This is a genomic window from Streptomyces sp. AgN23, from assembly GCF_001598115.1.
Lineage (GTDB): Bacteria > Actinomycetota > Actinomycetes > Streptomycetales > Streptomycetaceae > Streptomyces > Streptomyces antimycoticus.
Map to the genome: position 1 here is coordinate 5,798,994 of NZ_CP007153.1, position 16,920 is coordinate 5,815,913.

At 68.0% G+C, this 16,920-nt stretch carries 20 protein-coding genes, 3 tRNA genes and 1 pseudogene; 15 read left to right on the top strand and 9 right to left on the bottom strand.

The features are described from left to right. Nucleotides 1-43: 43 nt before the first annotated feature. Nucleotides 44-763 (bottom strand): TIGR02391 family protein, encoded by a 720-nt coding sequence (locus AS97_RS25015; protein WP_210565695.1) that lies wholly within the window; start codon nt 761-763, stop codon nt 44-46. A 202-nt stretch (nt 764-965) separates the two neighbouring features. On the opposite strand from AS97_RS25015, the pseudogene AS97_RS25020 reads away from it, so the two are divergent. Both AS97_RS25020 and AS97_RS25025 read left to right on the top strand, forming a co-directional pair. Then, nucleotides 966-1,064 (top strand): annotated as a pseudogene (locus AS97_RS25020) (IS5/IS1182 family transposase); the annotation flags it as partial. Between the two features lie 386 nt (nt 1,065-1,450). Next, nucleotides 1,451-2,572 (top strand): hypothetical protein, encoded by a 1,122-nt coding sequence (locus AS97_RS25025; RefSeq protein WP_210565696.1) that lies wholly within the window; start codon nt 1,451-1,453, stop codon nt 2,570-2,572. A 920-nt stretch (nt 2,573-3,492) separates the two neighbouring features. Here AS97_RS25025 and AS97_RS25030 read toward each other — a convergent pair. Genes AS97_RS25030 through AS97_RS25040 form a run of 3 tightly spaced genes read right to left on the bottom strand, consistent with a single transcriptional unit; the run spans nt 3,493 to nt 4,781 of the window. After that, a complete protein-coding gene (locus AS97_RS25030; RefSeq protein WP_210565698.1) occupies nt 3,493-3,906 on the bottom strand; it encodes a hypothetical protein in 414 nt (137 codons plus the stop codon). Continuing rightward, nucleotides 3,900-4,328, bottom strand: coding sequence for an ATP-binding protein (locus AS97_RS25035; protein WP_210565700.1), 429 nt, complete (start codon nt 4,326-4,328; stop codon nt 3,900-3,902). The genes AS97_RS25030 and AS97_RS25035 overlap by 7 nt, the downstream gene beginning before the upstream one ends. Nucleotides 4,329-4,373: 45 nt before the next feature. Then, nucleotides 4,374-4,781, bottom strand: a complete 408-nt coding sequence (locus AS97_RS25040; protein WP_210567278.1) for an NUDIX domain-containing protein — start codon at nt 4,779-4,781, stop codon at nt 4,374-4,376. A 111-nt stretch (nt 4,782-4,892) separates the two neighbouring features. On the opposite strand from AS97_RS25040, the gene AS97_RS25045 reads away from it, so the two are divergent. The 11 genes from AS97_RS25045 (at nt 4,893) to AS97_RS25095 (ending at nt 12,258) form a co-directional block, all read left to right on the top strand. Beyond that, nucleotides 4,893-5,678 (top strand): GntR family transcriptional regulator, encoded by a 786-nt coding sequence (locus tag AS97_RS25045; protein WP_210565701.1) that lies wholly within the window; start codon nt 4,893-4,895, stop codon nt 5,676-5,678. Nucleotides 5,679-5,862: 184 nt separating this feature from the next. Continuing rightward, nucleotides 5,863-6,213 (top strand): hypothetical protein, encoded by a 351-nt coding sequence (locus tag AS97_RS25050; RefSeq protein WP_069872659.1) that lies wholly within the window; start codon nt 5,863-5,865, stop codon nt 6,211-6,213. A 5-nt stretch (nt 6,214-6,218) separates the two neighbouring features. After that, nucleotides 6,219-7,595, top strand: coding sequence for an FtsK/SpoIIIE domain-containing protein (locus AS97_RS25055; protein ID WP_210565702.1), 1,377 nt, complete (start codon nt 6,219-6,221; stop codon nt 7,593-7,595). A gap of 81 nt (nt 7,596-7,676) precedes the next feature. Further along, on the top strand, nt 7,677-7,886 hold the full coding sequence (locus AS97_RS25060; protein WP_210565704.1) for a hypothetical protein: 210 nt from the start codon (nt 7,677-7,679) through the stop codon (nt 7,884-7,886). 24 nt (nt 7,887-7,910) lie between these two features. Continuing rightward, nucleotides 7,911-8,684: a DUF2637 domain-containing protein gene (locus tag AS97_RS25065; RefSeq protein ID WP_210565705.1), complete on the top strand. Its 774-nt coding sequence runs from the start codon at nt 7,911-7,913 to the stop codon at nt 8,682-8,684. 11 nt (nt 8,685-8,695) lie between these two features. After that, nucleotides 8,696-8,881, top strand: coding sequence for a mobile element transfer protein (locus AS97_RS25070; RefSeq protein ID WP_100806672.1), 186 nt, complete (start codon nt 8,696-8,698; stop codon nt 8,879-8,881). Between the two features lie 13 nt (nt 8,882-8,894). Then, nucleotides 8,895-9,089, top strand: a complete 195-nt coding sequence (locus AS97_RS25075) for a hypothetical protein (protein WP_020869652.1) — start codon at nt 8,895-8,897, stop codon at nt 9,087-9,089. Between the two features lie 24 nt (nt 9,090-9,113). Further along, the gene (locus tag AS97_RS25080; protein WP_210565707.1) at nt 9,114-9,410 is read left to right on the top strand and encodes a hypothetical protein; all 297 of its coding nucleotides are present in this window, start codon (nt 9,114-9,116) and stop codon (nt 9,408-9,410) included. A 166-nt stretch (nt 9,411-9,576) separates the two neighbouring features. Further along, nucleotides 9,577-10,872 carry a replication initiator gene (locus tag AS97_RS25085; protein ID WP_210565708.1) on the top strand — a complete coding sequence of 432 codons (1,296 nt, stop codon included), beginning with the start codon at nt 9,577-9,579 and terminating at the stop codon, nt 10,870-10,872. After that, nucleotides 10,865-11,044 (top strand): helix-turn-helix domain-containing protein, encoded by a 180-nt coding sequence (locus AS97_RS25090; protein WP_210565710.1) that lies wholly within the window; start codon nt 10,865-10,867, stop codon nt 11,042-11,044. The genes AS97_RS25085 and AS97_RS25090 overlap by 8 nt, the downstream gene beginning before the upstream one ends. Beyond that, nucleotides 11,044-12,258 (top strand): site-specific integrase, encoded by a 1,215-nt coding sequence (locus AS97_RS25095; protein ID WP_210565711.1) that lies wholly within the window; start codon nt 11,044-11,046, stop codon nt 12,256-12,258. Before AS97_RS25090 ends, AS97_RS25095 begins: the two co-directional genes overlap by 1 nt. A 106-nt stretch (nt 12,259-12,364) precedes the next feature. Here the strand turns inward: AS97_RS25095 and AS97_RS25100 are convergent. The 5 genes from AS97_RS25100 to AS97_RS25120 form a co-directional block, all read right to left on the bottom strand. Then, a tRNA-Phe gene (locus tag AS97_RS25100) sits at nt 12,365-12,438 on the bottom strand. A 4-nt stretch (nt 12,439-12,442) separates the two neighbouring features. After that, nucleotides 12,443-12,517, bottom strand: a tRNA-Asp gene (locus AS97_RS25105). 202 nt (nt 12,518-12,719) lie between these two features. Further along, nucleotides 12,720-13,541 (bottom strand): DUF1684 domain-containing protein, encoded by an 822-nt coding sequence (locus AS97_RS25110; RefSeq protein WP_210565712.1) that lies wholly within the window; start codon nt 13,539-13,541, stop codon nt 12,720-12,722. 174 nt (nt 13,542-13,715) lie between these two features. Beyond that, a tRNA-Glu gene (locus tag AS97_RS25115) sits at nt 13,716-13,791 on the bottom strand. An 81-nt stretch (nt 13,792-13,872) separates the two neighbouring features. Continuing rightward, nucleotides 13,873-15,477, bottom strand: a complete 1,605-nt coding sequence (locus AS97_RS25120; RefSeq protein ID WP_059147597.1) for a metallophosphoesterase — start codon at nt 15,475-15,477, stop codon at nt 13,873-13,875. A 177-nt stretch (nt 15,478-15,654) separates the two neighbouring features. Here AS97_RS25120 and AS97_RS25125 point away from each other — a divergent pair, with 177 nt between their 5' ends. Together AS97_RS25125 and AS97_RS25130 are read left to right on the top strand one after the other, a co-directional pair. After that, a complete protein-coding gene (locus AS97_RS25125) occupies nt 15,655-16,005 on the top strand; it encodes a metallopeptidase family protein (protein ID WP_059147598.1) in 351 nt (116 codons plus the stop codon). A gap of 232 nt (nt 16,006-16,237) precedes the next feature. Then, a complete protein-coding gene (locus AS97_RS25130; protein WP_059147599.1) occupies nt 16,238-16,816 on the top strand; it encodes a hypothetical protein in 579 nt (192 codons plus the stop codon). Nucleotides 16,817-16,920: the final 104 nt, after the last annotated feature.

Below are 16,920 nucleotides of genomic sequence, written 5' to 3' on the forward strand. Positions count from 1 at the left end.
ATCACCGGTCGTTCAGTACCTCCGAGAACTCTTTTTGGTGGCTTTAGGAAAATTTAACGGATGAATTGTCAATCCAGCGGGCCAGAATGCTGAAAGCAGCAAGGTGCTCTAGCGCCTCATGTTCGGGTATATCGCCAAGCATGACTTCATGGCTATTAGGGTTCCGGATTCCCGCGTAGCATCCCTCGGCAAAGGACCGTGCCCCTCTCTGAATACTGCGAAAGGTGTCACTTCCATCATCAGCAGCCAACCGGAGGCGCGGCTGGCCAGGTTTGGGGCCATCAGTAGAGAACGCCGAGTTGAATAGTGCTGTCTCCGATACATCCCGACGGCCTAGCTTATTCTGCGCCTCTGCATTTACTTGCTTCGCTGCCGCGGTAACAGCCTCTCGGAAATGTCCACTCTGCCAGAGTGATCTTGCTCCATCCCAAACCCAAGGATGGAGTGATCCAGCGCTAAGGCGGGGGGAATTGTCGCCCAGCTTCTCCTTGGTGTCTTCCTCCTTGAGGATGCGGGTGCGAATCTGAATAGCCATCTCTCGGTCCGGTTCCCAGCGGCGATCGAGATGAATGCTTCGTTTGCTTTGCCATCTCGGGTCAACGTGACTGAAGATTTTCTCGACGATGTAGTAAAGCTCTAGGATCTCATCCTTGCGCCGCCTTTCTCGAATCCCAAATAACCTGTCCACTCCTCGAAGGGTTGTGAGTTCAATGAATCGGTCGAGCTGACAGATAGCCCACTCGGCGTCTGCAATCCTGGTCATACCTCCATACTGACCTATTGTTGCTGGCAGTGTCAGGGAGTTTCTACTTCGTATGAACCTGTAGGTGGCGGTTCGCGGTCGGTCTGGGGCTGGAGCTTGCAAGCGGATCGGGCAGCTCTTGGCGTACCCGCTAACGAGCCCTTGCAGAATGATCTTCATGTGGCACGGTGGAGGGCCGGTGACCTCGTTCCTCGGGGTGAGGATGGCTCGGCCGAAGCCGTGGGAGATCAGTGACGAGCTGTGAGCGGTGATCGAACCGCTCCTGCCCAGGCACGAACGCCGCTACCGGCATCCGGGCTGGTAGCGGATCGACGACCGCAAGGCGCTGCAAGGGAGCCTGGGGGTTCTTTGTGGAGCGGGTGACGGGAATCGAACTCGCGCTCTGAGCTTGGGAATCACGGGTTGCTTGCGGCCGATCGTTGCGCTGACCTGCGTGAATGGCGCTGGATGCGATCTTGGATTTGGGCTCCTGGTAGCCCGCGTTGACTATGGTTTGCCGCTCGTTCTGGCACGCATCTGGCACGGCCGTCTAACGGTGATCAACGCCTTGCAAGTTCGATCACAGGCCAGGCCGGCCTCAGGTTGGGCTGGGCCTATTTGGCAGTAGTCAAAGCCCGACGCCCTGTGGTCGGTCTCACCTTCGAGTATCCTTTTCCCGCATCAAGGGGAGAGCGTAGAGGGGGATAAATGGCCTGGAATGAGACACCTGCGAAAGATGACCCGAATCTTTCCTTGCAAGCCTATTACGTAAGGCCAAACGTACTACAGAGCATGCTCAAGCCGGTAAGTCGAGCCATTTTCCAAAACATTTGGAATGCAGTCGGCGCCATGGATAGTGGGGGGCTTCGGAAAGCGGATTTTGTAGGCGATGTGGTTGCCGACCTGATTCGCGGACTCGGGCTTGTGGAAATCTCGGAGTCGTCTCTCGGTCCGGGCGACTGGTTTGTTCATTCCGGAGTTACTAGATATCATCCTCGGGATGCCCACTCTGGCAGAGCAGAGATCAAACTCGCTAGTGGGAAAACGGTCGTGGGTGTGGTGCGGCATGACTGCCGGATTACTAATTCTGCTTCCGTTAATATGTCAGGAGACGACGACGTCTCATTTGTTGTAGGGCGACTGCTGACGAGTGAAAAATTCGACCTAGTGGTCGCTGGGTACCGCGATCCGTTTGCGTTCTTCTCGCGGGGGCTTGACGTTCCTAGGATCTTTGACGTGACTCAAGGCGGAGACCTGTCGCAGATGGTTTACAACAAACCATGGGCGTCACGCTTCAAGATGCGTCTCGACATGCCTGACGCAGAAGCGCTTGCTGAAGTCATCGGTGACGTCATGGAGAGCTTCGCAGCTGCGGTGGGTAGGCAGGGAGCCTGGAAGCTCCTCTATGGGCGGGATGGTCGCCCCTTGCATGAGTCGCATCATCAAGGCATGTTCAGGCTTTTCTCGCAGCTTCCATTCGGGGCGCTCGGTATACATGTTGAGCCGAATGCGGACCACGGATCCGGGCCTACTGATTTTACGCTCAGATTGAACGATTCGGTAAATATCATCGAATTCAAGAAAGATGACAAGAAGGAAGAAATAAGGCACGGGCTAGCGGTTCAACTTCCAAATTACATGGAGTCGGCTGGAGCGGGCCGGGGTACTTATGTGGTCATGTGTCATAGTCGAGAAAAGGAAGACGTCTATAGGTTGCTGGCGGAAGTAATAGACTCCGATCCGACTCTGCCAGATATTGACTGCTGTGTAATCGATTGTCGACCCAAAACGTCGGCCTCCAAGGCGAGATCGCGGTACCCGCGCGAATGAGGTGACGGATTGCAGCTGTCGGTGGAGCGGGTTTGGTCGGTGGCCTGCCCGGTTTGGGGTCGGGCATGGTCAGGGGCCGTGCGCTGGTTGCCAGAGGGGGTCTGCTCTGCACGGGCACTTGTCTGTAGTCAAGTAGTGGGTCGCTGTCAAAATCCATCCCTGAATTTGGCGGCTCGATCTGATATCATCTTGTGGTCGCCAGTTGAGACTAGGGGCAGGGGCTTGGGGTTCGATTCCTCTTGCGTCCTTCCTCGTACTCGTTTCGGCCGCTTTGGCAATCAGGTTCATTATTCCTGTCCTAGGAAACACCACGTCAGGGAACCAGGCAGCCTCCGCCGGGCGGAAGGAGAGCGTTATGGGCAAAATTCGAAAGTCAATTAAGGTCGTCTTGAAGGTGGCCGTGGCGGTCGTAGAAGGCTCCGCAGCTGGGCTGCTGCTTCCTGCCTGAGCTGGCGAACCGCATGGCCCCGGACCTTACTGAGTCCGGGGCCATGCGGCATTTGCACTCCTGCACCAGCCCACCACTCTCCCCAGCTCCCATCCCGTCTGCCGTCGACCCACACACCGTGGAGCGGGCGCGGCCCCTGGCGTCCAGGTGGAGCGCGCCACTGTACGAACGACCTGGACGCCAGGGGCCGCGTCTGCTCGGCTCTGCCTGGGTCGACGGCAGACGGGATGGGAGCTCCCCGCGCACGCCACCGTTGGCCCGCACTCGCGAACGGAGCCCCGTCCATCCCGGAGCCTGAGCGCCCCCGCCGGAGGCATCAATCTCTAAGGTCAAGCGGCTGATTGCTGTGTGCGCGGCACGGGCGGCGGCCGGGGTGGAGCGGGGCGGAGACAGGAGCGCAGGCCCGGCCGGGGGCCGGGCCGCGCGCGGGGAGCGGAGCGAGCCGCCTTGAACCTGTAGAGAAGGTTGTAACTCAGTAGCCGTTGGCCTGGTGTCGGGCGATCTTGTGTGTGGTGGGGCAGGTGAACTGTTCGGCGCATGCCGGAAGGCGTCGGGACTCGCGGTGGGCGAGGGGTAGGAAGATGACCGGCCGGAGGATCCATTCGATGTGGGTGTCGTGCTGGGTGAGGGCGAAAGTGGCTGCTTGCCCGTTGGCCAGGGCGTCTTCGGCCTCTTTGTGGCCGTAGGTGACCCAGTCCCATGCCTGGTGGGCTGCTTCCCGGTCGAGTGCTGAGGCGATGGTTCGCACGGTGACGCGGATCCATCGGGTGGCCTCGCTCGGGCTGTTGGTTTCGATGGAGGCGAGCAGGACGGAGCGGGGTCCTGTGGCTGGTGAGCGCGTCCAGCATTCGCACCAGTAGCCGGGTCGTAGCAGGGGCCTCAGCATGTCGTGGCTCCTGCCTGCTCGGGTGCTACGAGCTGGGCGGTGACGGTGCGGCCGTGCTGGCTGCCGGTGATGTCCAGGCGGCGGGCGAGTGCCATGACGATGGTTAATCCGCGGCCGTGGGTGTCGTCTGCGTCGGCCTCCGCGTGGCGGGGTTCTTCGGGGTGGCCTCCCTCGTCGGTCACGGAGATCGCGACGGTGCGGGGTGAGAGGGACAGCGTGAGCTGGAAGGTGCCGTAGGGGGTGCCGCTTGCGGTGTGGGTGAGGGCGTTGCTGCCGAGTTCGCTGACGATCAGCTCGGCGTCGTGCGCGCAGGGGTGGCCGTTGAGGATGTCGCGGGTCCAGCGGCGGGCGCGGGTGACTTCTTCTCGGGATCCTGGGCACATTAGGCCCCAAACTCGCGGAGCACTCATATACTCGTCCATACAAGTTCCTTCGTGCTGGTAGGGGCTATGGGTCGTGGGTGCGTGCTAGATGAGTCGTACGCCGTCGTGGGCGCGGATGGCCGGCGGGCTGGTGTTGTCGAGTGCGTCCAGGACGCGGATCGCGTATGCCTCGTCGGCGAGCCCCGTGACCTCGTCGCGGGTGGCCCAGCGCAGGGCGCGGGTCTCCGCTCCGGTGGTCGGGGTGCCGTCGAGCGCTTCGCAGCGGAAGACCAGGGAGACGATCAGGCCGGTCATGTTCTTGTAGACGCCGGTGAGGGTCGCGGGAAGCGCGATCTTGATGCCGGTCTCTTCGAGGACTTCCCGTTGCAGGGCGTCGGGGATGGTTTCCTCGCGTTCGAGCACGCCGCCGGGCGGTTCCCACTTACCGTTATCGCGTCGCTTGATCAGCAGCGCACGGCCAGCGTCGTCGACGATGACTCCGGCGACGCTCACGGAGTGCGGGCGCTCAGTGCTCACGTTCCTCGGCCCTCCCGGCTGGCTAGGCTCTCCACCGTAGCAATCCGGGTCAGCCGCTCGTCTAGATACCTAAAGGAGTACGTGTACATGCCTTCCCTGACTTCCGTCCTGGGTGTATTGGACCCGACGAGCGACCGGGCGGTGTTCCGGCAGATCGCTGACGCGCTGCGGGAAGCGATCGACAAGGGGCGTTTCCGGGAGGGCGACAAGCTGCCTTCCGAGACGGAGCTGGTCGATCACTTCGGTGTCTCGCGGATGACCGTCCGCAACGCTCTGTCGCTGCTCCAGCAAGAGGGGCTGGCCGTGTCCGAGCATGGCAAGGGCGTCTTCGTGCGGCCCCGGCCGCCTGTGCGGCGGCTGGCCTCGGACCGGTTCGCGCGGCGGCATCGGGATCAGGGGAAGGCTGCCTTCACGGTGGAGGCGGAGGCGGCGGGGAGTCGTCCGGAGGTGGACAACCTGGAGGTGAAGGAGGAGCGGCCGTCTCCGGATATCTCTGCTCGGCTGGGTTCGCCTCGTAAGGTGCTGGCTCGGCGGCGGCGGTATCTGCTGGATGGGCGGCCGGTGGAGTTCGCCACCTCGTATCTGCCGCTGGACCTGGCCCGGAACACTCCGATCGCGCAGCCGAACCCGGGTCCTGGTGGGATCTATGCCCGGCTGGAGGAGATGGGGCACCGCCTGGACCACTTCGATGAGGAGATCCGGGCCCGGATGCCCTCTCCCGCCGAGGTGCGCACGCTCCAGCTCGCCTCCGGGGTGCCGGTGATCCATCTCGTCCGGACTGCCTACGACTCTGAGGGGCGGGTGGTGGAGGTGTGCGACACCGTGATGGCCGCCGACGCGTACGTCCTCGCCTACCAGCTGCCTGCCAACTGACGCATGGCCGGGGCGTGGTGGCCCCGGGCTGCTTCTTCTGACTCGTACACACAAAAACACATACTCGTATAGACGAGTGGGCAAGCTGTGTGGCATGGTGGTTCCCGTTCCCGCTCGTTCGGGTTCGAAGACCGCAACTCATCTACACAACTAGGTGCGTTGTTCGTGAGAGAAGGAGAAGTCGTTGCGTTCCATCCGAGTTGAGACCTCCGGTGCCACTGTCCTGCTGACTGAGGCGCCGGAGCCGAAGGTGAAGGACCGGCAGACCGGCGAGATCGCCAAGGACGCGCAGAGCGGCGAGACGCTGATGCGGCTCGGCGTCGTCTACATCGACGGCGGGGAGTCCTCGCTGCTTCAGGTCACCGTGCCGGAGAGCGGGGTGACGGAGGGGCTGGCGCTCGGTTCGCCGGTCACGCTGATCGGGCTGATCGCCCGGCCGTGGGAGACCGTGTTCAACGGGCAGCAGCGTCACGGCATCGCTTTCCGGGCCGAGGCCATCGCCCCGGCCGCCATATCGGTGGGTGCGGGGGCCTGAACCTGATGGCTGACGTGATGACGCTGATGGAGGTGGGTGGTCCAGTCGCCGCTACGGTCGGCGGGGCCGCCTACCTTTGGGCCCGGCACCCGGCCGCCTACTGGTCCACGATCGGGATGCCTATCTCGACGGCCCGGCTGCTGGGGTCGTACGGGTCCGTGATGGACGCGTGCGGGCTGACCGTTCCGCCGTCGCGGCTGCGGGCCTGGGCGGTGCAGGCGCTCACGCATCGGGAGGTTCGGCCCGTTCCTCCGCGTCGGGGGCTCATCCGTCCGACGTCGACCGGGCTGCGGGTCCGGCTGCGGCTGGCACCGGGGCAGGAACCTGCCGACGTGGCCGCCTCTGCCGAACGGCTGCGGCATGCCTGGGGCGTTCACGGCGCGTACGTGGAGGAGATCAAGCCGGGTGTGGTCGAGCTGCGGCTGATCGGCTTCGACGTGCTGCGGAAGGTGCGGATGCCTCGCAAGACCGGTGGCGGCTTTCTCAAGGTGCCGGTGGCGCTGCGGGAGGACGCGACGCCGTTCGTCCGGGACTACCGGGCCATCCCGCATCAGCTCACCCTGGGTGCCACGCTGTCGGGGAAGTCGATGTTCCTGCGGCACCTCATCGCCGGGCTTGCTCGGCAACCGGTCGCGCTGGTGGGGATCGACTGCAAGCGGGGTGTCGAGCTGGCGCCGTTCGCTCCACGGCTCTCAGCCTTGGCTACTGATCCTGTGCAGGCGGCGGAGCTGTTGCCTGTGCTGGTTGGGCTGATGGAGGACCGGTACGACCTGATCAAGGCTCGGCAGGGCATCGCGCCCAGCACTCCGGACGAGGAGATCACTTCTGACATCTGGGGGCTGCCGGAGGAGGAGCGGCCGGTGCCGGTGGTGCTGGTTGTGGACGAGGTGGCCGAGCTGTTCCTGGTCGCCACGCGGAAGGATGAGGAACGGCGGGATGAGATGGTCACCCAGCTCATCCGGCTCGCCCAACTCGGCCGCGCGGCAGGCATCTACCTCGAGGTGTGCGGGCAGCGCTTCGGCGCCGAGTTGGGCAAGGGGGCGACGATGCTGCGGGCGCAGTTGACCGGGCGGGTCTGCCACCGCGTGAACGATGAAGCCTCCGCCAAAATGGCGCTCGGCGACATCGCCCCCGAAGCGGTCGGCGCGGCCTGCGCCATCGCCCCCGAATGGCCCGGTCTCGCGGTCGCGGGTGATACGTCCGGCGGCTGGTCACGCATCCGTCCGCCCCATCTTTCACTCGCTGACGCTGCGGCCGTCTGCCGCGACCATGCCCATCTCGTCCCGGACATGCCCGCGCTGGAGCCGTTCCGGCCGGACGCGCCGGCCGTTCCGGTGAGCGCTCCGCCGTCCCTGCTCAAGCCGCTTCCGGCTGCCGAGTAACCCACCCCGTCTGACGGCTGGTGCGACCGCATCGTGCCGTGTCCCTACCCCCGCCATGCCTGAAAGCGAAAGGGAGCCCCTGTGTCCCGTCCCACCATCTCCGAGGTCTCCGCGCTCCTGGCCGACCTGGCCGACTTCCGCACACGCGGGGTCGGAAGCAACGCCGAGCTGATGAACCGCAAAGCGGACCTCTTGGAGCGCATCGCCGCTGCCCAGCCCGATGACGCCCAGGCCGCTGAGGTCGCCGCCGCTGCTCGCGCCCATGCCGATGAACTCACCGCAGACGGCTGACTGGACCGGAAGGAGTTGCCACCCATGCGCGCTTACCTGGCGCGGGTTGACGCGGTGTTGGTGCAAGCGGTCATCGCTGCCGCGCTGTCTTTCGCCCACCTGCATGACCTGGCCTCGGCGGCCGGGCAGGACGGGTGGAAGGCGTGGGCATACCCGGTCTCCGTCGACCTGCTGCTCGTCGCGGCCTGGAAGCGGCTCCGGTCGGGGGCGCCCAAGGCGGCGGGCTGGTGCTGGTTCGTCGTGGCTTTGGCCGCGTCGCTCGGGGCGAACGTCGCCACCGCCGGGCTGCTCGACCTGGCCGACGTACCGGACTGGCTGCGCATCCTCGTCGCCGGATGGCCCGCTGTCGCCTTCCTCGGCGGCACGCTCCTCGCCCACACGAGTGCTCCGCTCAGCAACAGAGACGGCAGCACGACACCGCAGGAACGCGACCGGCGACCGCCCGCCATAAGGCGGACCCCCCACACGAGGCGGCAGGCTGGCGCGGTCGCCGATCCACTCGAAACCCGCACCACTCAGCCAGGTACCCAGCCGAGTGCACGAAGCGAAGCCAACGATAGCCGCAGTGGCGAAGTTCCTGCCACGCAACCCGCTGTCGATGAACAAGCTGACCCCATAGACGACTTGGCCGTACCACCGTCGGCAACGGTCAAGTTGCCACCCGCCCTTGTCGCCCACGCGCGCAAGCTCGCCGACGATCACCACGCCCGTACCGGCTCGCCCATCGACCCCGAGACCCTGCGCGCCCGCCTCGGCGTCCCGGCGCCGTTGGCCGACGCCATCGCCTCCCGTCTCTGAAGGAGTCCACGATGCTCCGCCGCTTCCGCAACGTCGCCCGTATCGGGCCGGTCCGCGTCGGCACCGCCAACGACCAGCGGGGTCGGGTGAAGCACACCGCCGTGTGCACCGCTCCCCGGTGTGACTTCTCCGCCGACTACGACACCCGCGCCGCCGCCGAGCTGGCCGCCCGTACACACCGCTGCCCCATCCGCTGAAAGGAGATCGCCAGTGACCGTCAGCCTGCCCTTGGTTCTCGTCCTGGGCGCCGTCGCCTGGATCGCGATCAAGTTCATGGGCGTCCGCCTGTGGGTCGCCGTCGTGATCGCGCTGTTCGGCTTCTGGCTCGCCCACACCGGGCTTGCGCCCTCCGTGGAGTCCGGTACGCGCTCCGGCGTCGACTCCGTCAACGAGCAACACGACTAGACGAGTAGCTGAGAGGAGATCGCAGTGTTCCGACCGAAGTACCCCGAAGCCCCCAAGCCGTCGATCGTCCACGTGCCCACCGCCGTCCCGGCGGCCCAGCACGGTCACGCGACGGCCTGCTCCTGCCAGCACACCACCGCGCCCGCTCCGGCTCGCCCGGCCGGGGTCTTGAGCGGTCTCAACGCCGGAACGGTCGGCGCCGTGGTCACGGTCGGCATCGTCCTGACCGCGCTCCTGGCCGCTGTCGCTGTCACGGCCGTCTCCGTCGCCGTGGCCGCCGTGGTCATGCGCTCGCTGCTGGCCAGCCAGCGCCGCCGCTGATCCCGCTCGAACACGACTGCCGGGGCGGCCTCGATACCGCCAAGCATCCGCCGCCCCGGCAGCCCAACCCCTCCCCGACCCAAGAGCCGAAAGAGGAGACCCCATCATCACCCGCACCACCCCGCCACCGCTGCCCCAACTCCGCACCCTGGCAGCACTGGGCACCATGCCCGCACTGCTCCGCCAGCTCTCCGGCCTTGGCGGCTGCACCAACCCCATCCGCCTCGACGGCCACCGCACCGAACACCACCTCGACCGCGACACCGGCGAGATCGGCCGCATCCTTCATCACCTGGACTCCACCGAACTGCCCGCCGGGCATCTCCTGGTCCGCTGCAACAACCGCCGCGTCACCCGTTGTGCGGCCTGTGCCGAGACCTACCGCCGTGACACCTTCCACCTGATCACCGCCGGACTGCGCGGCGGGAAGGGCACTCCGGAAGACGTGGCCACGCACCCGCGCGTCTTCGCCACCTTCACCGCGCCCAGCTTCGGCCCCGTCCACAACCGGCCTACCGGTCCGGCTGGCACGGTCCGCCGCTGCCGGTGCGGCATCCGCCACGACCAGGAGGACGACGCCCTTGGTACCCCGCTCAACCCGGACAGGTACGACTACGAATCCGCGGTGCTCTGGAACGCTCACGCGGGCCTGCTGTGGCGGCGCTTCTCGATCTACCTGCGGCGGGAAGTCGCCAGGCGGGCCGGGCTCACTCAGCGGGCCTTCCGCGAGCACGCCCGGTTGTCCTTTGCCAAGGTCGCCGAGTACCAGAAGCGCGGCGCCGTCCACTTCCATGCCGTGATCCGCATCGACGGCCCCGATGGCGGCGACACCCCGCCTCCGGCCTGGGCCACGGTCGAGCTGCTGGCCGACGCTATCGAGGCGGCTACACCCAAGGCACAGGTTGCCGGGCCGGTCATCGACGGCCGGGCGTACACCTTTGTCTTCGGTGACGAACTCGACGTACGGCCCATCCGGGGCGCCGACTTCAGCGGCGGCCAGGAGCTGACCGACCGGGCCGTGGCCGCGTACATCGCCAAGTACGCGACCAAGGGTGCCGAGACCGCGACGGGGGCCCTGGACCGGCCGATACGGCTCATCGCCGAAGTCGCCCAGCTCGACATCAGCGAGCACGCCCGCCGTCTCGTCCGCACCGCTTGGGCCCTCGGCGCCCGCAAAGACCTGGAACACCTCCGGCTCCGCGCCTGGGCTCACATGCTCGGCTTCCGGGGCCACTTCTCCACCAAATCCCGCCGCTACTCCACCACCTTCGGTGCCCTCCGTGACGCCCGCGCCGCCTGGCGTCGTGCTCAGGCTGCGGCCGCCGACTCCAGCCCGGCCGAGACCACGCTGGTCCTCGCCCACTGGGCCTACGCCGGAACCGGCCTCACCCCCGCCGAGGAATGGCTGGCGGCCACGATCACCCCCGCCCCCGGAACGGAAGGAGAGCCAACCCATGACTGACGAACTGCTCACCGTGCCGGAGGTGATGGCCCGGCTCAAGATCGGTCGTTCCACGGTCTACGACCTGATCCGGTCCCGGCGCCTGCCCTCCATCACCATCGGCCGCGCCCGCCGCGTCCCGGCCGCCGCACTCCGCGACTTCATCGACCACCAGATTGCCGAGGCCGCCTGATGCCATCCCAGCGCAAGCGCAACCCCAACGGGGCCGGAACGATCATCAAGCGCAAGGACGGCCGCTACGAGGGCCGGGCGTACGTGATCACGGCGTCCGGCATGCGCAAGCGCAAGTCCGTGTACGGCGAGACGTGGGATGAGGTGCACCGCAAGCTGATCGATCTCCAGTCCCAAGATCAGAAGGGAGTGCCCCTGCCCGACACCGATTCGACTATCGGTGACTACCTGGCCTACTGGCTGGCTGAAGAAGTCGCGCCAAACCGGCGACCCAAGACGTACCAGGGCTACGAAAGTGTCGTGCGCGTCCACCTGGTCCCCGGTCTGGGTGGCAGGAAGCTCCGTGACCTGCGTGCCCAAGAGGTCCGGGTCTGGCTCAACCGGGTGCGCGAAGAGTGCCAGTGCTGCAAGCACGGCTGGGACAAGGAACGGGCGAAGCCGCAGTGCTGCGCCGCTCGGCGCTGCTGTGAGCGCAAGCTGTCGGCCCGCATGGTCCAGTCGATCCACGCCGTGCTGCGGAACGCCCTGGAGCACGCCGTCCGCGAGGAGCTGATCATGCGGAACGTCGCCAAGCTCGTGAAGACCCCGGCGCCCTCCTACCGGATCGGCAAGGGGCTCTCACCGGCTCAGGCCAAGCTGGTGCTCAAGGAACTCCGGGATCATCGCCTGCACGCCCTCTACGTCCTGGCGCTGCTCCTCGGCATGCGGCGCGGTGAGCTGCTGGGCCTGCGCTGGTCGGCGGTGGACCTGGAGCGGGGCACCCTCACCGTGCTGACCAACCTCCAGCGCGTCGGGGGAGAGCTGCGGCTTGTCCTCCCCAAGACGCGGTCCTCCGAGCGCACCATCCCTCTCCCGCCCCTCGCTGTCTCCGCGCTCCGCGCCCACCAGGAGCGTCAGGCGCAGGAGCGGGCGGCGGCCGGCATGGCCTGGCAGGAGAACGGGCTGGTCTTCCCATCCCGGATCGGGACGCCGTACGAGCCGGACAACCTGCGCCGGAGCTGGGACCCGGTGCGGAAGCGGCTCGGCCTGGATCTGCGCTTTCATGATCTCCGCCACACCTGCATCACGCTGCTGCTGGATCTTGGCGTCCCCGTGCACGTCGTCCAGCAGATCGCCGGGCACAGCGATCACGGGGTGACCATGCAGGTCTACGCCCATGCCTCGCTCGATGAGCAGCGGAAGGCGCTCGGCCGCCTGGAGGGCCGGCTGGCGTAGATCCGGTGATCCGGCGCCGTTGGCGTCAGCCGTAGGTGTCACAGGCAACGAAGAAGCCCCCTGCCGGACGGACCGGGAGGGGGCTTTGCCCTAGTGAGGGCTGCGGTGGCTGGGGCCGGGGTCGAACCGGCGACCTTCCGCTTTTCAGGCGGACGCTCGTACCAACTGAGCTACCCAGCCGCAGCGGTCCTGACGGGATTTGAACCCGCGGCCTCCACCTTGACAGGGTGGCGAGCACTCCAAACTGCTCCACAGGACCTTGCGTGTACGAGCACGAGTCTCGCACATGTGGGATGCGGTCCCAACGGGATTTCCCGCTGTGGATTCGCACTCCTTGCGATGTCGAACCGGGGCCTTGGTTGTTCTCCGCCGCGTCGTTGTCGCTGGATCAGCGTATCAGACCTCTGACCGTGTCCTGACCGCTCGCCGAGGGGGCAGGACACGGTCGGCGCCGGCCCGGGTCAGGGGCGACCGCCGCGCTCCAGGGGGATGCGCTCGCCCGCCTCGATCGCGACCGGCAGCCGGTTCTCGGCGGGCGGCAGGGGGCAGGTCGCGAGGTCGGTGTAGGCGCAGGGGAGGTTGGTGGCGCGGTTGAAGTCGAGGGTGACCCGGCCGGCGTCGTCGGGGGCGTCGATCTGGAGGGAGCGGTTCGCGGCGTAGGTGGTCACGCCCGAGGTCGCGTCGGTGAGGAGCACCATCAGGCTGCCGGGCCGCTTGCCGTTGAAGGCGGTGAGCCGGAGCGTCTCGCCGGCCAGCTCGAACTCGACCTGGCCGGGCGCGTCGTAGACGTGCTCCAGCCCCTCCACCGCGGCGCCCACGGTGATCGCGCGGGGCTCGTCGAAGGGGAGGTAACGGCCGCCGCGGACCCAGCGGGGGTCGGGGGCGTAGGCGGGGGTGCCGGTGAAGGCGGTGCGGAGGGGGTTGCCGGGGTGGCGGGGGCGGACGATGTCGTGGCCGCCGCGCTTGGCGATCTCGATCACCGCGTCGCCGTACCCCGCGTACAGGCTGTCCCGCTCGGCGATCGTCCCGAAGACGTACCGCCCGTGCACCGCCGTGCCGTCGAGCGTCAGTTCCTCGCCGTCGGCCAGCTCGACGACCACGCCCTCCGGGCCGCTGGACCAGGCCCCGGGGGCGTCCTCGAAGCGGGCCGGCTCCGGGCTCAGCCAGTGCAGGCCGGTGATCGCGAGAAAGCCGTGGGGGTCGGCGAGTGCCTGCTCATGGGCGCGGTGCCAGCGCTCCCACTCCTCGGCGAAGGTGGTCCGGTCGACGTCCTGGACGGTCATCTGCGCTCCCTCGCATGCGTGGGTCTGCGGCGGGTCCGTTGCGTACAACCCGGTGGGGGAGGAAGTCATTCCGGGGGTTCGGGGAGTGCGGCGGATTGTGGGGTTCCGGAGCGCGTGTGCGCATAAAAAAAGTCACCGGCAGGTACGTTCTGACCTGCGGTGACCAAAAGAAGGTGGTGCCCCCAACGGGATTCGAACCCGTGCTACCGCCTTGAAAGGGCGGCGTCCTGGGCCACTAGACGATGAGGGCCGATGGCCCACCTGGGCGCCTTGCGGCGCTTTCGGGGACGCGAGAAGCATATGGGATGCCGGTGAGGTTCGCCAAAACGGTTTACGGAGTGGTGGGCGCCGGCGTCGCCCCCGGGCGGTTCTCGGCGGGCAGATGACGGCTGATCTCGGCCTTCGCCAGACCCAGACCGCCCAGATCGATCTCGTCCCACGCCTGGAGCCGCCGCGTGTCCCGGTCCAGATAGAGGACCGAAGCCTGCACCGTGTCCGGTGTGCCGTCGTCCACCGCGCGCAGCCCGCTGCCGCCCGTCGACCCCTCCGTCATCAGCCGGGTGCCGCCGGGGAGCACCTCCGTACGGCGGTGATGGACATGGCCGGTGAGGGCGAGCGGCACCGTGCCGTCGGTCTCCCGGGCGGCGATCGGGTTGTGGGCGAGGGCGATGTCGACCGGCGCGCCGGTGGCCTTGCGGTCCCGGATCGCCTCGGCCAGCCGCCGCCCGGCGCTGTGCTCGGCCGCGTCACCGGCGGCCGCGCTGGAACGGTCGGGGGTGAACTGCGGATCGCCGATGCCCGTGATCCGCAGCCCGGCGACATTGATCACCTGGCCGTTGTCCACCACATGCGCTCCCTTGCGCTGGGCGAGGTAGCGCTGGGTCGACGGCGAGTCGTGGTTGCCGCGCACCCAGACATAGGGGGCGCCGAGGTCGGAGACGGGGTCCAGGAAGCCGTTCTCGGCGGCGGTGCCGTGGTCCATCGTGTCGCCGGTGTCGATGATCACGCTGACCTTGTACTGCCGCACCAGCGATTGCACGATGTGCCACGCGGCCGGATTGAGATGGACGTCCGAGATGTGCAGCACCCGCATGGTGGTCGGATCGGGCTGATACGCGGGGAGCGTCGAGGTCGCCTCGTAGAGTTGGGTGACATTGGTCACCAGCCGGGCCAACTCCCGCTGATACACGTCGAAATCGCTCACGATGCTGCGCGCGTTGCCGACCACCGAGGGGGCGCTGGAGAGCAGCCCGGAGTAGCGCGGCTCCAGGACGGAATTCGGGTTCCAGGTCGCGTATACGGCGCCCCCGGAGGCGGTCAGCAGCGTGAGCGCGAGCCCCCCGGCGGCCAGCGCCCGGCGCGGGCGGCGGTAGACCGCCAGGCCCAGCGCGGTGGCGCCGAAGACGACGGCGACGCAGGAGCGGACCGCGAGGCCGAGGGTGCCGCGGGTGACATCGCTCGCGACCTCGTCCTGCAGCCCGGAGAGCCGCTCGGGGTGGTCGACGAGGGCCTGGGACCGTATGGGGTCGAGCCGGTCCACATCCACGTCCAGGCGGAGCGGGGCGTGGTGGCTGGTCAGCTCGAGCGCGCCGAGCGGGGCCACGTTGATCTTGGTGCCGCCGGTGAGGGACGGCCGCAGCGCCATCCGGGTGTCCATGGGGCCCACGGAGATATGGACGCTGCCGACCACCAGCAGTCCGATCCAGGCGCCGAGGACGGTCACGGCGGCCAGCCCGGCGGCGCGGACGAGGGGGCGCGGGCGCAGGGTGGGGTCGAGTGCCGAGGGGTCGAACGCCGCGGCATCGGGGGAGGCGGCGGGAGAGGGGGAGCGGGAGGAGGTCTGCGAGGGGCGGCGGAAGCGGCGAATGGGGGAGACGGCCGCGGTACGTGCGCGCTGGGCGGTGGCACGGAGCAGCCGGAGCGGTTCGCGGGCCATTGCTGCCGTATGCCCGGCCGCACGGGGGCGTATGCCTGGACGGCGCGGGAGCGGGTCTTGTGATGGCGCACTGGGTACCGGGCGCTGGCGGCGCGCCAGGCGCCTGTCCCGCGTCCGGCGCGGATGCCTTGGCGCGGACCGCTCCTTTTCCGGGCCCGGCTGCCTGACAATGGCCTCGTGCTGGAGATGACGCGCGAGGAGTTCGAGGAACTGGTCGCCGAGGCGCTGGACCGGATTCCGCCGGAGCTGACACGGCTCATGGACAACGTCGCCGTGTTCGTGGAGGACGAGCCGCCGGCGGAGGATCCCGAGCTGCTCGGGCTCTACGAGGGGACGCCGCTCACCGACCGGGGTGAGTGGTACGCGGGCGTCCTGCCGGACCGGATCACGGTCTACCGGGGTCCGACGCTGCGGATGAGCGAGACGCGGGAGGACGTCGTCCAGGAGACCGAGGTGACCGTGGTCCATGAGATCGCGCACCACTTCGGGATCGACGACGCCCGGCTGCACGCGCTCGGCTACGGCTGATCCTTGACGTCGGCTGATCCTCGTCCTCGGCCGATCCCTGACCTCTGCCGATCGCGGCTTCTGCCGACCCCGGCCCGCTGCCGATATCGGCCTCCGGCCGCCCTCCGTCTACGACCGACGCCGGACGCGCGGTCTACGCGATGGGCCGGGTCCGCGCCGTACGCGTGTCCTGGGCGGGTCGGGGCCAGTTGGGCAGGGCGTCACATCCCTGCCGTCTGGAGGTGTCCCGCGCATGCCTGGATTCCCCGTGCCCGGATCCCCCGCTCCTCGCACCGCCCGTTCCCCCCGGACGTCCCGGCCCTCCCGGCGCGCGCTCCGCCCCGCGGCGCGCGGGGCGGCGCTCGCGGCACTCGTGGCCGTCACGATGACGCTGGGCGGCTGCATGAGCATCGCCGACGACCCCGAGCGGCCGGACAAACACCGCGGCTCCCACCAGAAGGGCGAGGCGGCGGACACGGGCGGCGCCGGGGTGCGGTCGGACGGCAGGGGCCGTGCGTACGAGGACTCCGGCCGGGACAAGAAGGACGGGAAGGGGAAGAAGGGCGAGAAGCGGAAGGACGGCGAGGACCGGTCGGCCTCGGCCTCCGCGACCGACCCCGCGACCGAGCCCTCGGCCCCGCCCGGTAAGCACGGGGCCCCGCACCATGGACCGGACCCCTCCGCCCCACCGCAGCCGGGCGGCGCCACCCCCTCCGACGCGCCGCCCGCGCCCCGGCCGACGAGCCCGCCGCCGAGTGCGCCGGACCCGAAGCCGACCGACGCCGAGCCCCCGACCGCGCCCGCCTCCCCGTCGGCCCAGCCGGCGGGCTGAACCGCGCCGGACGCCGCGGGCCGGCTCCGCGACGACCCAGACCCGGAAGACCCCCACGCCTGGCACCGCTGTCCACCACCGACGGAGCTGATTTGCTCTTGAGG

Coding starts and splice junctions, on each gene's coding strand:
- AS97_RS25085 (WP_210565708.1), top strand. CDS start 9,577: ATGCCCGCACTGCTCCGCCAGCTCTCCGGCCTTGGCGGCTGCACCAAC.
- AS97_RS25055 (WP_210565702.1), top strand. CDS start 6,219: ATGGCTGACGTGATGACGCTGATGGAGGTGGGTGGTCCAGTCGCCGCT.
- AS97_RS25070 (WP_100806672.1), top strand. CDS start 8,696: ATGCTCCGCCGCTTCCGCAACGTCGCCCGTATCGGGCCGGTCCGCGTC.
- AS97_RS25025 (WP_210565696.1), top strand. CDS start 1,451: ATGGCCTGGAATGAGACACCTGCGAAAGATGACCCGAATCTTTCCTTG.
- AS97_RS25030 (WP_210565698.1), bottom strand. CDS start 3,906: ATGCTGAGGCCCCTGCTACGACCCGGCTACTGGTGCGAATGCTGGACG.
- AS97_RS25130 (WP_059147599.1), top strand. CDS start 16,238: ATGCCTGGATTCCCCGTGCCCGGATCCCCCGCTCCTCGCACCGCCCGT.
- AS97_RS25035 (WP_210565700.1), bottom strand. CDS start 4,328: ATGGACGAGTATATGAGTGCTCCGCGAGTTTGGGGCCTAATGTGCCCA.
- AS97_RS25065 (WP_210565705.1), top strand. CDS start 7,911: ATGCGCGCTTACCTGGCGCGGGTTGACGCGGTGTTGGTGCAAGCGGTC.
- AS97_RS25095 (WP_210565711.1), top strand. CDS start 11,044: ATGCCATCCCAGCGCAAGCGCAACCCCAACGGGGCCGGAACGATCATC.
- AS97_RS25110 (WP_210565712.1), bottom strand. CDS start 13,541: ATGACCGTCCAGGACGTCGACCGGACCACCTTCGCCGAGGAGTGGGAG.
- AS97_RS25090 (WP_210565710.1), top strand. CDS start 10,865: ATGACTGACGAACTGCTCACCGTGCCGGAGGTGATGGCCCGGCTCAAG.
- AS97_RS25120 (WP_059147597.1), bottom strand. CDS start 15,477: ATGGCCCGCGAACCGCTCCGGCTGCTCCGTGCCACCGCCCAGCGCGCA.
- AS97_RS25045 (WP_210565701.1), top strand. CDS start 4,893: ATGCCTTCCCTGACTTCCGTCCTGGGTGTATTGGACCCGACGAGCGAC.
- AS97_RS25015 (WP_210565695.1), bottom strand. CDS start 763: ATGACCAGGATTGCAGACGCCGAGTGGGCTATCTGTCAGCTCGACCGA.